The organism is Microbispora sitophila (assembly GCF_014892245.1).
GTDB lineage: Bacteria > Actinomycetota > Actinomycetes > Streptosporangiales > Streptosporangiaceae > Microbispora > Microbispora siamensis.
Window position 1 is genome coordinate 232,118 of record NZ_JADBGC010000014.1, and the last position, 15,115, is coordinate 247,232.

The following is a 15,115-nucleotide window of genomic DNA, read 5'->3' on the forward strand; positions in this document are numbered from 1 at the left end:
TCAGTACTTGCGGTTGGGCAGGGCCTCCTTGGCCTGCTCCTGGGTGAAGGTGGTCTCCTCGGTGACCACCCGCTGGGGCACCTGCTCGCCCTTGACGACCTTCTTGGCGAGGTCCATGAGCTGGGTGCCGAGCAGCGGGGAGCACTCGACGATGTAGTTGATCTTGCCGTCGGCGAGGGCCTGCATGCCGTCGTGGACCGCGTCGACCGTGATGATCTTGATGTCCTTGCCCGGGACCTTGCCCGCACCCTCGATCGCCTCGATGGCGCCGAGGCCCATGTCGTCGTTGTGCGCGTACAGCACGTCGATCTTGGGGTTGGACTTGAGGAAGGCCTCCATGACCTCCTTGCCCTTGGCGCGGGTGAAGTCGCCGCTCTGCGAAGCGATGACCTTGAACTTGGGGTCGGCGGAGATGACCTGCTGGAAGCCGGCCTTGCGGTCGTTGGCGGGCGCGGAGCCGGTGGTGCCCTCCAGCTGGACGATGTTCACGTCGTCCTTGCTGTCCTTGTACTGGTCGACCAGCCACTGACCGGCCTTCTTGCCCTCCTCGACGAAGTCGGAGCCGAGGAAGGTCTTGTACAGGCTGGTGTCCTTGGAGTCCACGGCCCGGTCGGTGAGGATGACCGGGATCTTCGCGTTCTGCGCCTCCTTGAGGACGGTGTCCCAGCCCGACTCCACGACCGGCGAGAAGGCGATCACGTCGACCTTCTGCTGGATGTAGGAGCGGATGGCCTTGATCTGGTTCTCCTGCTTCTGCTGAGCGTCGGAGAACTTCAGCTCGATGCCGGCCGCCTTGGCGGACTCCTGGATGTCCTTGGTGTTGGCGGTGCGCCAGCCACTTTCCGCGCCGACCTGGGCGAAGCCCATCACGATCTTTCCGTCGTCGGCGCCACCGCCGGACGAACCGCCGCTGCCGCCACTGCTGCTGCAACCGGCCATCGTCAGGGCCGTGGCTCCGGCCAGGATCAGTGCCGAGATCCTCTTCAACACTGTGGGGGATCCTTTCTACCTGTTAGCGCTAACACCTACGGCACAGCGCTGATCATCCAATGTGTTTCCGTGCGGCTAGCGCGCGGCGACGGCTGTGCTTCCCCTGAGCACGAACTGGGGAGGCACGACGAGACGCTCATGAGGCAGCCCCTCGCCCGACTCGATCTGCCGGAGCAGCACGTCGATGCTGCGCCTGCCTACGGCCCCGAAGTCCTGTCTGATGGTGGTGAGCGGCGGGGAGAAGAACTCCGACTCAGGGATGTCGTCGAAGCCCACGATGCTGATCTGCTCGGGGACTTTCACCCCCTCCTCCGTGAACGCGCGCAGGAGGCCGAGCGCCATCTGGTCGTTGGCGACGAACACCGCGGTGACGTCGCCCGCCATGGCGGCGAGCTCCTTGCCGGCGTGGTAACCCGATCGAGGGCTCCAGTCGCCGGTCAGCATGCCGGGGACGGGCCGCCCCGCGGCGGTCAGCACCGCGCGCCAGCCCTCGATCCGGCCCTCGGCCTCCAGCCAGTCCGCCGGGCCGCTGACATGCCAGACGGTCTCGTGCCCGAGGTCGAGCAGGTGCGAGGTCGCCAGCCTGGCGCCCTCGACCTGGTCGACGCTCACCACGGAGACCTCGCCCTGGTGCCAGCCCTCGACGGCCACGGCGGGCATGCCCGCCGGCAGGTCGTCGAGCGCCCGGGCCGCCGACCGCTGCGGGGCGACGACGACGATGCCGTCCACGCCCTGCTCGGCGAGGTAGCCGATCGCGTCGTTCACGCCGGCCCTGTCGATGGTCCGCAGGCTCACGATGCTCACGAAGTAGCCCGCGTCCCTCGCCGCCTGCTCGATTCCGTATACCGTGCTTGCCGGGCCGTACAGCGTCGTGTCGAAGCTGACCACGCCCAGCGTGCGCGAGTGCTTGGTGACCAGGGCCCGGGCGACGAGGTTGCGGCGGTAACCGAGCTGGTCGATGGCCCGCATGACCCGGGTGCGGGTCTCGGCGCGGACGTTCGGATGGTCGTTGAGCACCCGCGAGACCGTCTGGTGCGACACTCCGGCCAGCCTGGCCACGTCGGCCATGACGGGCGGGCGGCGGTCGACGTTGGGTCCCACTGGCGCTCCTCTCAACTGCTTGGGAAGACTGTGAGCGTTAACACGACCCCCCGTCAAGGTGGTGGCCGGTTACGGTCCGGTCACACCGAAACATCGCGTTAACGTCCTATTGACGGACATGCCGCATGGCCCTTAACTGGTGGCCGAATCCAGCTTGTTAGCGCTCACTTCGCGACCATCGCCTGATGTTAACGCTAACAGAAACCGGAGGAGCCCCCCGAATGAGCAGAAAGGCCTGGTCACTGGCCTTGTCGGCGGCCATGGTGAGCGGTGTGGTGGGCGGCGTGCTCTCCACCACGCCGGCTCAGGCCGAAATCGCCGACCCGATCCCCACCGGCGCGTCCGTCGACCAGTTCGACGCCGCCGCGCTCGGTCCCGACTGGCAGGTTCTCAACCCCGACAACACCCAGTGGTCCCTGAGCGAGCAGCCCGGCAGCCTGCGGCTCCACTCGCTGAAGGGCGACACCTACCAGACCGACAACTCGGCCAAGAACATCTTCCTCATGGACGTCCCCGCCGGGGACTTCGAGGTCGTCACGAAGTTCAGCGCCCCGGTCGCGCTCGACTACCAGAGTGCCGGCATCTTCGCCTGGCAGGACTGGGACAACTACGTCCGCGCCGGGCTCGCCCACGTCGGCTCGTCCGGGGGCAACGTCATCGAGACCGACACCGAGGTGAAGGCGGCCTTCACCGCGGCCTTCGCGAGCCGCTCCGGATCCACGGGCGAGATTCTCAAGCTGACGAGGTCGGGCAACCAGTTCACCTCGTCGTACTGGGACGGCTCGGCCTGGGTGCAGGCGTCCAAGGTCACCGCCGCACTGGACGTCAAGCAGGTCGGGCTGTTCGCGCTGTCCGCGCAGAACGGCACGCCGATCGCGGCCGACTTCGACTACTTCGCGGTCAAGGCGGCCGAGGGCAAGACGATCGTCCCGTCCGGTGCGTTCACGCTGCGCGCGGCCGGTTCCGCGCCGTACCTGTCGGCCGCCAAGGACGGGCAGGTGGTCGCCTCCGACGCCCAGGGCATGACGAGCCTCGCGGTCACCGCCGAGGACAAGGGCGACGGCACGGTGGCGCTCAAGGACCTGAACGGCAAGGGCTACCTGCAGGTCGCGGACGACTCCACACTGCGCCTCGGCTCGACGGCTGGAGCGTTCCAGCTCCGCGACGCCGGCGGCGGCAAGGTGTACCTGTCGGCCGGGGACAAGCGGATCACGGTCAGCGACGGCAGACTCGTCGCCGCAGGCCAGGGGACGAAGTTCCAGGTCGAGGGCTATGCCAAGGACGTCGGCGAGCTCAAGGTGGACACCACCGCGGCCGGCACCAAGGTCAGCCCCAACCTGTACGGCATCTTCTACGAGGACATCAACCACGCGGCCGACGGCGGCCTGTACGCCGAGCTCGTGCAGAACCGGTCCTTCGAGTTCAACTCGGTGGACAACCGGAACTACAACGGCCTGACCGCGTGGACCAAAGTCGGGCGCGGCGGCGCGGCCGGCACGGCCGCGGTGTCCGGCGACCAGCCGCTGAACGGCAACAACCGCAACTTCCTGCGGCTGGACATCACGAACCCGGGCACCGGCTACGGCGTGAGCAACGCCGGCTTCAACAAGGGCATCGCGGTCCAGGCCGGCAAGACCTACGACCTGTCGCTGTTCGCCCGGCGCACCGGCGGCGGCCCGATCACCGCGTCCATCGAGAGCGCCGACGGCTCCAAGGTTTACGGCACCGCCACGATCGACGCCCAGTCGGCCGACTGGAAGAAGTACACCGCGACGATCACCACGAGCGAGACCACGGACGCCGCGCGCCTGGTCGTGCTGGCCGGCGGCACCGGCCGGGTCGACCTCGACATGATCTCGCTGTTCCCCGAGGACACCTTCAAGGGCCGCGAGAACGGCATGCGCAAGGACATCGCCGAGACGATCGCCGCGCTCAAGCCGCGGTTCCTGCGCTTCCCCGGCGGGTGCGTGACCAACGTCGGCACCTACGACCCGTACTCGCTCAACCAGGACCGGCGCCGCATCTACCAGTGGAAGGAGACGCTCGGCCCGGTCGAGGAGCGGCCGACGAACTTCAACTTCTGGGGCTACAACCAGACGTACGGCATCGGCTACTACGAGTACTTCCAGTTCGCGGAGGACCTGGGCGCCGAGCCGCTGCCGGTGCTCTCGGTGGGCGTCAACGGCTGCAACGAGAACCGGCCGCTGACCGACGAGGCCAAGCTCCAGCGGTGGGTCCAGGACACGCTCGACCTGATCGAGTTCGCCAACGGCCCGGCCGACTCCACCTGGGGTGCCAAGCGGGCCGCCATGGGCCACCCCAAGCCGTTCGACCTCAAGTACATCGGCCTCGGCAACGAGGAGATCTACACCGAGTTCTTCACGAACTTCCCCAAGTTCGCGAGCGCGATCCGGGCCAAGTACCCGGACATCAAGATCCTCTCGAACGCCGGCCAGACGTCCCAGGGCTCCTGGTTCGACCGGATGTGGCAGTTCGCACGTGACCAGAAGGCCGACCTGGTCGACGAGCACTACTACAACGACCCGAGCTGGTTCCTGGCCAACAACCACCGTTACGACACCTACGACCGCAGCGGCCCGCACGTGTTCGTCGGCGAGTACGCCTCGAAGGGCAACACGTACTGGAACGCGCTGACCGAGGCGTCGTACCTGACCGGCATCGAGCGCAACTCCGACGTCGTCGAGCTGGCGTCGTACGCGCCGCTGCTGTCCAACGTCGACTACGTCAACTGGACGCCGGACCTCATCTGGTTCGACAACGACCAGGTGTACGGCTCCCCCAGCTACTACGTGCAGCGCCTGTTCTCCCGCAACGTGGGCGACACCGTGCTGCCGAGCACGTACAAGGCGAGCCCGCTGCCGGTCGACGACATCAAGGGCGCCATCGGCCTCGGCTCCTGGAGCACCCAGGTCCGCTACGACGACGTCAAGGTGACCGGGGCCGACGGCACGGTCCTGTTCAGCGACGACTTCTCGAACGGCACGGGCAAGTGGACCCCCGGCCAGGGAACGTGGGCGGTGCAGGACGGCGCGTACGTCCAGACGGCCAACGTGACCGACGCCCGCTCCACGGCCGGCTCGACGGACTGGTCCAACTACACGCTGGAGGTCACGGCACGCAAGACCGGCGGCGCCGAGGGCTTCCTGGTGATGTTCGGCGCGAAGGACACCGGGAACTTCTACTGGTGGAACATCGGCGGCTGGAACAACACCCAGTCGGCCATCGAGAAGGCGACGAACGGCTCCAAGTCGTCGATCGCGACGTCGAGCACCACGGTCCAGACCGGTCGCGACTACAAGATCAAGATCCAGGTCTCCGGGCGGCACATCACCACCTGGCTGGACGGCCAGAAGATCAACGACTTCACCGACAACGCCTCCGTCGAGCCGCTCTACCAGGTGGTCTCGAAGGACAGCGACACCGGCGACGTGGTGGTCAAGGCCGTCAACGCCCAGGACACCGCCGTGCGCAGCACGGTCGACCTCGGCGGCGCCAAGATCGCCCCGAAGGCCCTCGTCACCTCGCTGACCGGTGACCCCGCCGCCGTGAACTCGCTCGCCGAGCCCACGAAGATCTCCCCGGTCGAGCGGGAGGTGAGCGGATTCTCCTCTGCCTTCACCTACGACTTCCCGGCCCACTCGGTGACGTTCATCCGCCTCGGCAAGGACACCCGGGCCGACACGACCGTCACCGCTCACGCGTCGCCCAAGCAGGTGAAGCAGGGCAAGAAGGTCCAGGTTCACTACAGCGTGGACCCGGAGGGCGCGACCGGTGAGGTGACCGTGTCCGAGGGCGCGACGATCCTCGGCGAGGGGACGGTCAACCCCGGTGGCCAGGGCAAGACCGAACTCGGCCTCGACCTGCCGGCCGGCACGCACGAGCTCACCGTCTCCTACTCCGGCGACGCCCGCTTCCGGCCGTCGGCCACCACGGTGACGCTGGAGGTGAAGCCGTAACAAGCGGCCGCCCGGGGTGCGCCATCGCCCCGGGCGGCTCCTCCCGAGCGGCGGCAGGCGTGGACACGCCTGCCGCCGTTCTCACGTGTGTCCGCTTTTCAGGGGCTGACGCCGGTGCTCTCCCTCACCACGAGTTCGGGCTCCACCATGCGCCTCGCCTCGCCCTCCACCCCGGCGATGCGGTCCAGCAGGAGCTGGAACGCCTGCCGGCCGACCTCGCCGAAGTTCTGCCGTACGGTGGTCAGGGGCGGCCAGAAGTAGGCCGCCTCGGGGACGTCGTCGAAGCCGACGACGCTCACGTCCTCAGGAACTCGCCGGCCCGTCTCCCGCAGGGCCCGCAGCACGCCCATCGCCATGTGGTCGTTGGCCACGAAGATCGCCGTCACGTCGGGCTCACGGGCGAGCCGCTTGCCGATCTCGTAGCCGGAGTGGGCGGTCCAGTCGCCGACCAGCGGCTCGGGCACCTCCCTGCCCTCCGCCTCCAGCGCCGACCGCCAGCCGGCTACCCGGCCGCTCGCGTCTATCCAGTTGGGCGGGCCCGACAGGTGCCAGACGGTGCGGTGACCGAGACTGAGCAGGTGGCGGGTGGCGCGGGCGGCGCCGGCGTACTGGTCCACCGCCGCCACCGGCACCGGCAGATCCGTGCCTCCGCCGACGTCGACCACCGGGAGGCCCGGGGGAAGGTGCCGGAGCCCCTCGGCGGCCGACTCGTGCGGCGCGACGACGATGACGCCGTCCACCGACTGGGACCGCAGGCGGTCGATTCCCCTGGTGATCCAGCTGCGGTTGAGCGCGGGCAGGCTGGCGATGCTGACCAGGTAGTCGCTGTCCCTGGCCGCCTGCTCGATGCCGAACAACGTGGAGGCCGGGCCGTACAGGGTGGTGTCGAAGCAGACGACCCCCAGCACACCTGAGCGGCCGGTCACCAGGACCCGCGCCGCCGAATTGGGCCGGTAGTCGAGCTCGCGGACCGCCGCGAGAACGCGCGCCCGGGTCTCCGGGCGCACCTTCTCCGGGGCGTTCAGCACTCTCGACACCGTCATCGCCGACACTCCTGCCAGCTCCGCGACGTCCTCCATGACCGCCGCCTTCGGGCGTTCGGTCGGGCTCTCTCCAGGCCGGACCTTCGTCATCCGCCGCGCCCCGCTCATTCCGGATCAGGTTTCCTGACTGTTTGCGATAACAGCGAGCCGTGTCAATACCGTGGTGATCACTGTTGCGTCACGAGCCCGGTGGGGAACGTTCCGTTTGGTGACCGCGTACGCGCACTGCCCCCAGCTCATGGTATCGCTAACAGGTCGTTCGGCCCCTGCGTTAGCGCGGGGCGCGGCGAAGTTCCCCCCTGGCGAGCCAGGCGAGGGCGAACAGGAGCACGCTCGCCCCGCCCACCTGTACGGCCGACAGGCGCTCCCCCAGCAGCACGACGCCGATGACGGCGGCCACCAGCGGTTCGAGCAGGGAGAGGACGGCCGCCGTGGTGCCGCCCACGACGCGCAGTCCCGCGAAGAACAGCCCGTACGCGAGCGCCGTCGGCACCGCCGCCAGGTAGCCGAGCAGCAGCACGTTCGTCACGGTGTGCCCGGCGGGCAGCAGCCCTCCGGCGGCGGCGAGCGGGAGCAGGCAGGCCGCGCCTCCGGCGAACCCCCACACGGCCACGCCGTCGGCGGGCATCCGACGGGTCGTGAGGGTGACGAGGGAGTAGGCCAACGCCGACAGCAGCGCGTAGCCGGCGCCCACCGGGGTGACCGTCTGCGCGCCTCCCGTGAGCATGGCCAGACCGGCGACGGCGAGCGCCGCGCATCCGAGGCCGGTGCGGCCCAGCGGCTCGCCCAGGAAGACCCGGCCACCGGCCGCCACCAGGAGCGGGGTGGCGCCCATAGTGATCATCGTGGCGACCGCGACCCCGGCCTCGGCGATGGCCGCGAAGTAGGCCGCCTGGCACACCGCCATCGCCGGGCCGACGAGCAGCACCGCCCGCCAGGAGGGGCGGCTGCGGGCGACGGCGAGCAGGAGCGCCGCGCCGCAGGCGAAGCGCCAGAACGACACGGCGACGGGACTCAGCTGCCCCGCGCCGTGCAGGACAGCCCCCGCCGCTCCCCCGGTTCCCCAGGCGACCGCGGCGGTGGACACGTAGACAAGGCCCTGCCGTACGGACAGGGCTGGAGCGTGATTCATCGACGTCTCTCCAGTGAGGTGGGCCCGATTCCCGCAGGCGGGCAGGGGCCACCGGCCGGGCCGCCCTGGCCCGGCTCACCGGATGGCGCCGCCCGCTAGCGAGCGGGCGGCGGAGAGACGATCAATGTCACGCGGGCACCGTAACGGGTCCGCACGGCTCGCCGCATCACCATTTCGGCACTTTCGGGGGTGCCGGTGCGCGCGGCGGGAGCCGGAAGGCTTAGTCTTGCATCGTGGCAGCCCGAGGCGAGGTCAGGTCGCCTCGGGCTGTCCGCTTCAGGAAGTCGAGGATGCGTGACCAGGCGTCGGCGCAGGCCTCGGCCAGCTCCGGGCGGCCCAGCTCGAAGAAGCCGTGCGGCGCCCCCGGATAGGTGACGAACTCGTGCGCAACGCCCGCGCCTTCCAGCGCCTCGTCGAACGCGCGCACCACGTCGGTGGAGATGCCCTCGTCCGCGCCGCCGAACAACCCCAGGATCGGCCCGCGTAGCTCGCCCGCCATCTGGGTGGGGCCGGGCTTGCCGAACAGCACGTCCGGATATCCGTACAGGCCGATGGTGCCGGCGAGCCCAAAGGCGGGCCGGGCCGTCATGAACGCGAGCCTGCCGCCGAAGCAGAAGCCGAGGGAGACGATTTCCTCGTCGCATTCGGCCCGCAGATGTGCGGCGCCGGCGGCGATGTCGGCGAACAGCCCGTCCTTGTGCGCCTTGCCCAGGTGCTCCATGAAGGGGAAGTCGTCGGGCCGCGGATCGGTCCCGGCCGTACGCCCGAAATAGTCGACGGCGAGCGCGGTGTGCCCCTGCTCGGCGAGCCGTTCTGTGAGGCGCTCGTAGAATCCCGACAGTCCGCGGTTGTCCGGCAGGACGAGCACCGCAGGACCGGACGGGCGGCCGGGGCGGGACAGGTGAGCCGCGAACCTCGCCCCGTCGGCCGAGGTCAGCACGAGGCGCTCGGACGTGACGGTCGTGACCGGAGAACCGTGGACGGGCGGCACGGCATCTGGCTCGTAACACACAGGCGACATCCCTTTCACTGCATTGATCGGGTACGCCCGTGAGGCTATAAGACAGATTCGATATCATATCAGAACGAAATAAATTTTCGATCACTCACGAATAACGAATAGGCCCGCCTCCCGGGGTGCGGGAGACGGGCCTCGTCGTATGGATCAGATCACCGGGCCGGGTGTGTCACGCGGCGGCACCGGGCCGGTGCCGGGGACGGGACCCGTGCCGGGAGCGGGCGGGATCGGGCCGGTGCCGGGCGGCGGCAGCGGCGTCTCGCGCGGATACTCGGGATTCACGGTCTGGGGCGGCATCGGCTCGCCGATGTCGTAGCCCGTGCCGGAGCCGCCGAGGCGCGTGCCGCCCTGCTGGTGCGGGCCGGGAACCTCGCCGCGCCAGCCGCCGGTCTCGCCGCCGCGCGACTCGATGAACGTCTTGAAACGCTCCAGGTCGCCCTTGACGCGCATGCGGACGATCTGCAGGGCGTCCGCCGCCTTCTCCAGGAAGCCCTCGGGGTCGTACTCCATCTGCAGCGTGACCCGGGTCGTGTTGTCGTCGATCCGATGGAAGGTGACCACGCCGGCCTGCCGCGGCGTGTCCACCGAGCGCCAGGCCACCCTCTCATCGGGGTGCTGCTCGGTGATCTCCGCCTCGAACTCGCGGCGGACGCCCGCGATCTCGACGACCCAGTCGGTGCGCGTGTCGCCGATCTGCTTGACCGACTCCACGCCCTCCATGAACTCCGGGAAGCTCTCGAACTGCGTCCACTGGTTGTACGCGGTGCGGATCGGGACATTCACATCGACGGACTGTTCGATCGAGCTCATGCCTTCTCCTTCTCTCGTGGGTTTCTGCGCTACGCCTGCCCTGAGAGATGGACGTAAACCCGGGTGCGCGGCCTCAGCGGGAGGCCGACCTGCGGCGCTTCTCGTGGCGTCCGGCCGGACGGGCCAGGCGCGGCCGGGCCGCGTTGCCCCCGTTGCCCCCGTCGCCCGACCGCGCCCGCCGCGCCGTGTCGGCCGACCGACGCATCCGTCCCGCGACGAGGTCGCGCACGCCCCGCGAGACGTGGTCGCTGCGCCGCCCACCGGGCGCGGGCGGAGCCTCGTCTTCCAGGGTGCGGTCGGCCGCCGCGTACCAGCCGGTGACCACCTGAACGGCGAGCGCGGCGAACAGCAGCCCGAACGGCAGCGCCCACCCGCCGCTCACCTGGTGGAGCAGGCCGAACGTGATCGGACCTGCGCCCGCGATGAGATAGCCGGCGCTCTGTCCGAAGGCGGACAGCGCGGCGGTGCCCGCCGCCGTGCGGGTCCGCATGGCCAGCATCGCCAGCGCGAGCGGGAACGTGCCCCCGCCGACGGCCACGAGGATCGACCACGCCCACAGCGCCTGCCCGGTGAGCAGGCCCGCGAAGCCGGCCGCGTACAGGACGGCGAAGGCGATCACGAGCGGGCGCTGGCCGGACAGCCGGGCCGCCAGCGCGGGCACCGCCATGGAGACGGGGATCCCGAGCCCGGTGAACACGGCGAGGACCAGGCCGGCCTGGCCGGCGGTGTAGCCGTTGTCCCGCAGCAGCAGCGGCAGCCAGCCGAACATCACGTACGCGATGAGCGACTGCGAGCCGAAGTATCCGGCCACGGCCCAGGCGAGCCTGCTGCGCAGGAGGCCGTCGGCTCCGGCCCTCGCGGATGTGTCGCGCCGCTCCGGCTCACCGCGCCTGAGCGCGAGCCACGGAATCGCGGCCACGGCGGCCAGAGCCGCCCACACCCCGAGTGCCACGTGCCAGTTGCCTCCCGCGGCCTGCTGCACGGGAACGGTCGCGGCCGCGGCGACCATCGTCCCGGCCGCGAGGGCCGTCGAGTAGACGGTGGTCATCGCACCCGCCCGCCGGGGGAAGTGCCTCTTGATCAGCGCGGGGATGACGACGTTGCCGACCGCGCCGCCCGCCAGCGCGACCGCGCTGGCGGCCATGAACGGCACGGCCGAGCCGACGAGGGAGCGCACGGCCTGCCCCGCCGCGAGCAGGACGATCGCGGCCAGCAGCAGCCGGTGCTCCCCCATCCTGCGCGACAGGGCCGGCGTCAGCGCGCCGAACAGGGCGAAGCTCATCACCGGCAGCGTCGTGAGGAGCCCCGTCATCGCCCCCGACAGACCCAACCCGGCGCTCACCTGGTCGAGGACGGTCCCCACGCTGGTCACCGCGGTGCGCAGGTTCAACGCGGCGAGGGCGATGCCCCCGGCGATCAGCCACGCCATCGATCCGCCCTGTGCTCGCAGCACGCCCCTCCGCGTCACGACGGCACTCATCGCCGCAACATCTCCCCTCATCCGGTCATCCTACGATTGACACCATACCAAAGCCCTCATAGCTCTCATTTGTTCCCTGCTCCCCGGGACCGTTACGAGCGGCGGACTCCGCGCAGCAACCACAGGAGGCCGATGACGGGCAGCGCGAGCGGCACGAACAGATACCCGCTGCCGTACCCGGACCACACGGTGGCCTGCGGGAACGCGGCGGGGTCGGCCAGGCTCAGCGTGCCGACGACCAGCACCCCGGCCAGCTCGACCAGGCAGGCGGCCACCGCGACGCGCCGGGCGCCCCGGGCCAACGCCACCGTGAGCACGATGTAGACCACTCCGGCGAACGCCGACAGCGCGTACGCCAGCGGCGCCTCGGCGAATCTCGTGGCGATCTGCACGGCGGCGCGGGAGGTCGCGGCCAGCGCGAAGATCCCGTACACGGCCACGAGCACGCGTCCCGGCCCGGAGCGTACGGCCTCGCCGCCCCGGTCCTGTCCGGAAGGGGCGCTCATGCGCCCGCGTTCCAGATCTGCAGCAGCCGTCCGGTCATGACGGCCACGGTGAAGGCGGCCACGGCGATGACCCCCGGGCCCCAGCGCGTACGCTCCGCCCGGCCCCACCACATGGCGGCGGGCGGGATCACCACGGTGCCCGCCAGGTAGCCGATGAAGGTCGCCTTCTCCACCACGTGGCCGAGCCCGGCGAGCGCGAAGCCCGCCTGCGCGAGCACGGCGAGCTCCAGCAGTCCCAGCCCGGCCAGCAGCACCGGCCCCATCGGCCGGTCCCGTACGGCGGTGACGACGCCGACGAGCGCCAGCAGCAGGGCGGCACCGATCAGCCAGCCCGAATAGGCGCCGTTCATGCCGCGCTCAGGGCGGGGATCGCAGACATGGCCAGTAGGGTATCGGCCCGCACGCCCGCCCTGTCGCACGCCCTCCTAGCGCTGCCGTGTCTCCGCGAGCAGCAGGTCGACCGCGTCCTCCGGCTTCCCGTTGACCGCGTACGCCCCTCGCTGGCGCGAGGCGGAGCTGCCCCGGCGCAGCGCGGCGTCGGCGAGCTCGGAGACGATCTCCCAGTCGCCCAGCTTCTCCAGGGTCGGCCGCAACTCCTCCAGCATCCAGGTGATGAGCCGCGGGGCCGGCGCGGGCCGGCTCGTCACCGGCGACAGCAGATCGCCCTCCAGCCCGTCGCGGGCCGCCCGCCAGTTGGCCGCCCGCAGCAGCGCCAGGCGCTGCTCGCCGGTCGGCGGCTCACCCCGCTCCACGGCTTCCATCTCCCTCGTCATGAGGGCGCGGAAGAGGCCGGCGAGCAGCACCACGTCGTCGGCGAGCGGGCAGGAGTCGCAGATGCGCATCTCCACCGTCGGCACGTGGGCGCTGAGCCGCAGGTCGAAGTAGACCATGCCCTGGTCCTCGATGACGCCGGACGCCACCAGGTCCTCGGCCGTTCTGTCATATTCGGCGGCGTCGGCGAACGGGCCGAGCGGTCCCGCCGTCGGCCAGCGCTGCCAGGTCAGCGCCCGGCTGCTGGCATACCCGCTGTCCTCGTCCATCCAGTAGGGCGAGCTGGCGCTGAGCGCGAGCAGCGGGGGGAGCCACGCCTCCACGCGCTGGGCGGCGAGCACCGTCACGTCCCTGTCGTCGATCTCCACGTGCACCTGCGCCCCGCAGATGAGCTGCTCCTGGGCGAGGAACCGGTAGGACTCCGACAGGTACTCGTAGCGCTCCCCGGGGGTGAACGTGTAGCCCTCGATACCGGTGATCGGGGTCGTGCCGGAGGCGATCACGCCCACCCCCAGCGGCTCGCCGGCCGACACGAGCGCCTGGCGCAGCCGCACGATCTCGGCCCGCACGTCGCCCAGGTCCTCCATCGGGGTGCTGTTGGTCTCCACCACCGAGCGCTGCAGTTCGGCCGCGAACCCCTCGTCCGGCAGCCGCTCCAGCATCGACTCCGCCAGCGGCGTCAGCCGCCGGGTCTCGAGATCGACGACAAGGAACTCCTCTTCAACGCCGACAGGCCGTCTCTTCGTCATGACCGATCACTACCCCGGTGGTGCGGAATAGGCCTGACCTGGTCCATCGCGTATGGGCAAAATCGAAGCGCGCCGAACTTTTTCCGTAGATGATGACTCTTATCGGTGGGGGCCCGACATTTCCACTACGGGGAAGGAACCGACATGCCGGTCGACCTGTCCAACGGCAAGCCGCTCGCTTGGGACTCGGCGAAACTCGACGCAGACACCAAGGCCATGCTCGACAACCTGCAGCCGAACATCCTGCAGGCGCACGTGAGGGAAAGCATGTCCCTGCTGCTCGTGCACTTCGGCGACGGCCCGGACGGCAGGCGCTTCCTGCGCTCCCTCGTCCCGCTCATGAAATCGGCCAGGAAGCACCTGGAGGAGGTCCGCGACTTCAACCGCTCGAAGAAAACCGGCACGCCGTACGTAGGCGTCGGTATCAGCAAAATCGGCTATCTGAAACTGGGCGACTCCACCACGAAATTCACCGACAACGCGTTCAAGTCGGGGATGAAGCGGCGCAAGGACACGTTGAGCGATCCGGCGGTCGGCGCCTGGGAGAAGCACTACCAGGAGGAGATCCACGCGATCGTGCTGATCGGCGACGCCACGCCCGAACCGGTCGCCGCCACCCGTGAGCGCGTCCTCGCCCTGCTGCCGAAGACCGCGAAGATCGTCGGTGAGGAGAAGGGCGAGGGCCTGCGCGACGCCCAGGGCCGGGGCATCGAGCACTTCGGATACGTGGACGGCCGCAGCCAGCCGCTGTTCCTCGCCGACCAGGTGGCCGCCGAGTCCGGCACCAACTGGAACCCGTTCTTCCCGCTGAGCCACGTGCTCGTCCCCGACCCCCTCGCTCCCCACCCGAGCCGGCACTTCGGCAGCTACCTCGTCCTGCGCAAGCTGGAGCAGAACGTCCGCGCGTTCCGCGAGGCCGAGGAGGCCCTCGCCGACGCGCTCGGCCTGAAGGGAGACGACCGGCCGCTCGCGGGCGCGATGCTGGTGGGCCGGTTCCGCAACGGCACGCCGCTGCGGCTGCACGGCAAGCCCAGCTCCGAGGGCCACCCGGTGCAGAACGACTTCAGCTACCGCGACGACCCCGGATCCAAGTGCCCGGTCAGCGCGCACATCCGCAAGGCCAACCCTCGGGACTCGCGGGACGGCGGGCTGGAGCGCGCACTCGGCGTCATGATGGCCCGGCGCGGCCAGACGTACGGCAGGCGCGCCGACAAGCCGTGGGACGACGCGCCCGCGACGACCCGGCCGACCGGCGGGGTGGGCCTGCTGTTCATGGCGTTCAACTCCAGCCTGCAGAACCAGTTCGAGTTCACCCAGCAGAGCTGGGCCGACAACGCCGATTTCCCCGCCCAGGGCACCGGTCACGACCCCGTGATCGGCCAGGGCAAGCGAGATGTCAAGGTGCGCTATCCGAAGGCGTGGGGCAGCACGAAGCTCAGCGGTCCCCAGCACCAGGTCCCCCAGACCGTGACGATGAAGGGCGGCGAGTACTTCTTCATGCCCTCGCTCGCCTACCTCAAGAGCCTGTGATCCTCCGG

General features: G+C 70.0%; 12 protein-coding genes. 2 read left to right on the plus strand and 10 right to left on the minus strand.

The annotated features are described in order from the left end of the window. Positions 1-990 (minus strand): ABC transporter substrate-binding protein, encoded by a 990-nt coding sequence (locus tag IL992_RS26030; RefSeq protein ID WP_319018825.1) that lies wholly within the window; start codon positions 988-990, stop codon positions 1-3. A gap of 75 nt (positions 991-1,065) precedes the next feature. Further along, positions 1,066-2,058, minus strand: a complete 993-nt coding sequence (locus tag IL992_RS26035) for a LacI family DNA-binding transcriptional regulator (protein ID WP_193206045.1) — start codon at positions 2,056-2,058, stop codon at positions 1,066-1,068. A 254-nt stretch (positions 2,059-2,312) separates the two neighbouring features. On the opposite strand from IL992_RS26035, the gene IL992_RS26040 reads away from it, so the two are divergent. Continuing rightward, positions 2,313-6,068: an alpha-L-arabinofuranosidase C-terminal domain-containing protein gene (locus IL992_RS26040; RefSeq protein WP_193205988.1), complete on the plus strand. Its 3,756-nt coding sequence runs from the start codon at positions 2,313-2,315 to the stop codon at positions 6,066-6,068. A 98-nt stretch (positions 6,069-6,166) separates the two neighbouring features. Here IL992_RS26040 and IL992_RS26045 read toward each other — a convergent pair whose 3' ends face one another. From IL992_RS26045 to IL992_RS26080, 8 genes are all read right to left on the minus strand, one after another. Further along, a complete protein-coding gene (locus IL992_RS26045) occupies positions 6,167-7,147 on the minus strand; it encodes a LacI family DNA-binding transcriptional regulator (protein WP_226873774.1) in 981 nt (326 codons plus the stop codon). A gap of 235 nt (positions 7,148-7,382) precedes the next feature. Next, a complete protein-coding gene (locus tag IL992_RS26050) occupies positions 7,383-8,243 on the minus strand; it encodes a DMT family transporter (RefSeq protein ID WP_193205989.1) in 861 nt (286 codons plus the stop codon). Positions 8,244-8,463: 220 nt separating this feature from the next. Further along, complete coding sequence (locus IL992_RS26055) at positions 8,464-9,264, minus strand: dienelactone hydrolase family protein (RefSeq protein ID WP_193205990.1); 801 nt, start codon at positions 9,262-9,264, stop codon at positions 8,464-8,466. Positions 9,265-9,408: 144 nt separating this feature from the next. After that, entirely contained in the window at positions 9,409-10,071 is a 663-nt protein-coding gene (locus tag IL992_RS26060; protein WP_193205991.1) for an SRPBCC family protein, read from the minus strand. 73 nt (positions 10,072-10,144) lie between these two features. Then, positions 10,145-11,572: a CynX/NimT family MFS transporter gene (locus IL992_RS26065; RefSeq protein WP_226873775.1), complete on the minus strand. Its 1,428-nt coding sequence runs from the start codon at positions 11,570-11,572 to the stop codon at positions 10,145-10,147. Positions 11,573-11,643: 71 nt separating this feature from the next. After that, positions 11,644-12,057, minus strand: coding sequence for a hypothetical protein (locus IL992_RS26070; protein WP_193205992.1), 414 nt, complete (start codon positions 12,055-12,057; stop codon positions 11,644-11,646). Next, positions 12,054-12,407 carry a hypothetical protein gene (locus IL992_RS26075; protein ID WP_079320999.1) on the minus strand — a complete coding sequence of 118 codons (354 nt, stop codon included), beginning with the start codon at positions 12,405-12,407 and terminating at the stop codon, positions 12,054-12,056. The genes IL992_RS26070 and IL992_RS26075 overlap by 4 nt, the downstream gene beginning before the upstream one ends. A gap of 75 nt (positions 12,408-12,482) precedes the next feature. Continuing rightward, complete coding sequence (locus IL992_RS26080) at positions 12,483-13,577, minus strand: carboxylate-amine ligase (protein ID WP_193205993.1); 1,095 nt, start codon at positions 13,575-13,577, stop codon at positions 12,483-12,485. 144 nt (positions 13,578-13,721) lie between these two features. Here IL992_RS26080 and IL992_RS26085 point away from each other — a divergent pair, with 144 nt between their 5' ends. Further along, positions 13,722-15,107 (plus strand): Dyp-type peroxidase, encoded by a 1,386-nt coding sequence (locus tag IL992_RS26085; protein ID WP_193205994.1) that lies wholly within the window; start codon positions 13,722-13,724, stop codon positions 15,105-15,107. The last annotated feature ends 8 nt before the right edge of the window (positions 15,108-15,115 follow it).

Excerpts from the sequence above, each read along its gene's own strand:
- IL992_RS26085 (WP_193205994.1), top strand. The coding sequence starts at position 13,722 with ATGCCGGTCGACCTGTCCAACGGCAAGCCGCTCGCTTGGGACTCGGCG.
- IL992_RS26040 (WP_193205988.1), top strand. The coding sequence starts at position 2,313 with ATGAGCAGAAAGGCCTGGTCACTGGCCTTGTCGGCGGCCATGGTGAGC.
- IL992_RS26055 (WP_193205990.1), bottom strand. The coding sequence starts at position 9,264 with ATGTCGCCTGTGTGTTACGAGCCAGATGCCGTGCCGCCCGTCCACGGT.
- IL992_RS26060 (WP_193205991.1), bottom strand. The coding sequence starts at position 10,071 with ATGAGCTCGATCGAACAGTCCGTCGATGTGAATGTCCCGATCCGCACC.
- IL992_RS26065 (WP_226873775.1), bottom strand. The coding sequence starts at position 11,572 with ATGAGGGGAGATGTTGCGGCGATGAGTGCCGTCGTGACGCGGAGGGGC.
- IL992_RS26045 (WP_226873774.1), bottom strand. The coding sequence starts at position 7,147 with ATGGAGGACGTCGCGGAGCTGGCAGGAGTGTCGGCGATGACGGTGTCG.
- IL992_RS26080 (WP_193205993.1), bottom strand. The coding sequence starts at position 13,577 with ATGACGAAGAGACGGCCTGTCGGCGTTGAAGAGGAGTTCCTTGTCGTC.
- IL992_RS26070 (WP_193205992.1), bottom strand. The coding sequence starts at position 12,057 with ATGAGCGCCCCTTCCGGACAGGACCGGGGCGGCGAGGCCGTACGCTCC.
- IL992_RS26050 (WP_193205989.1), bottom strand. The coding sequence starts at position 8,243 with ATGAATCACGCTCCAGCCCTGTCCGTACGGCAGGGCCTTGTCTACGTG.
- IL992_RS26075 (WP_079320999.1), bottom strand. The coding sequence starts at position 12,407 with ATGAACGGCGCCTATTCGGGCTGGCTGATCGGTGCCGCCCTGCTGCTG.
- IL992_RS26035 (WP_193206045.1), bottom strand. The coding sequence starts at position 2,058 with ATGGCCGACGTGGCCAGGCTGGCCGGAGTGTCGCACCAGACGGTCTCG.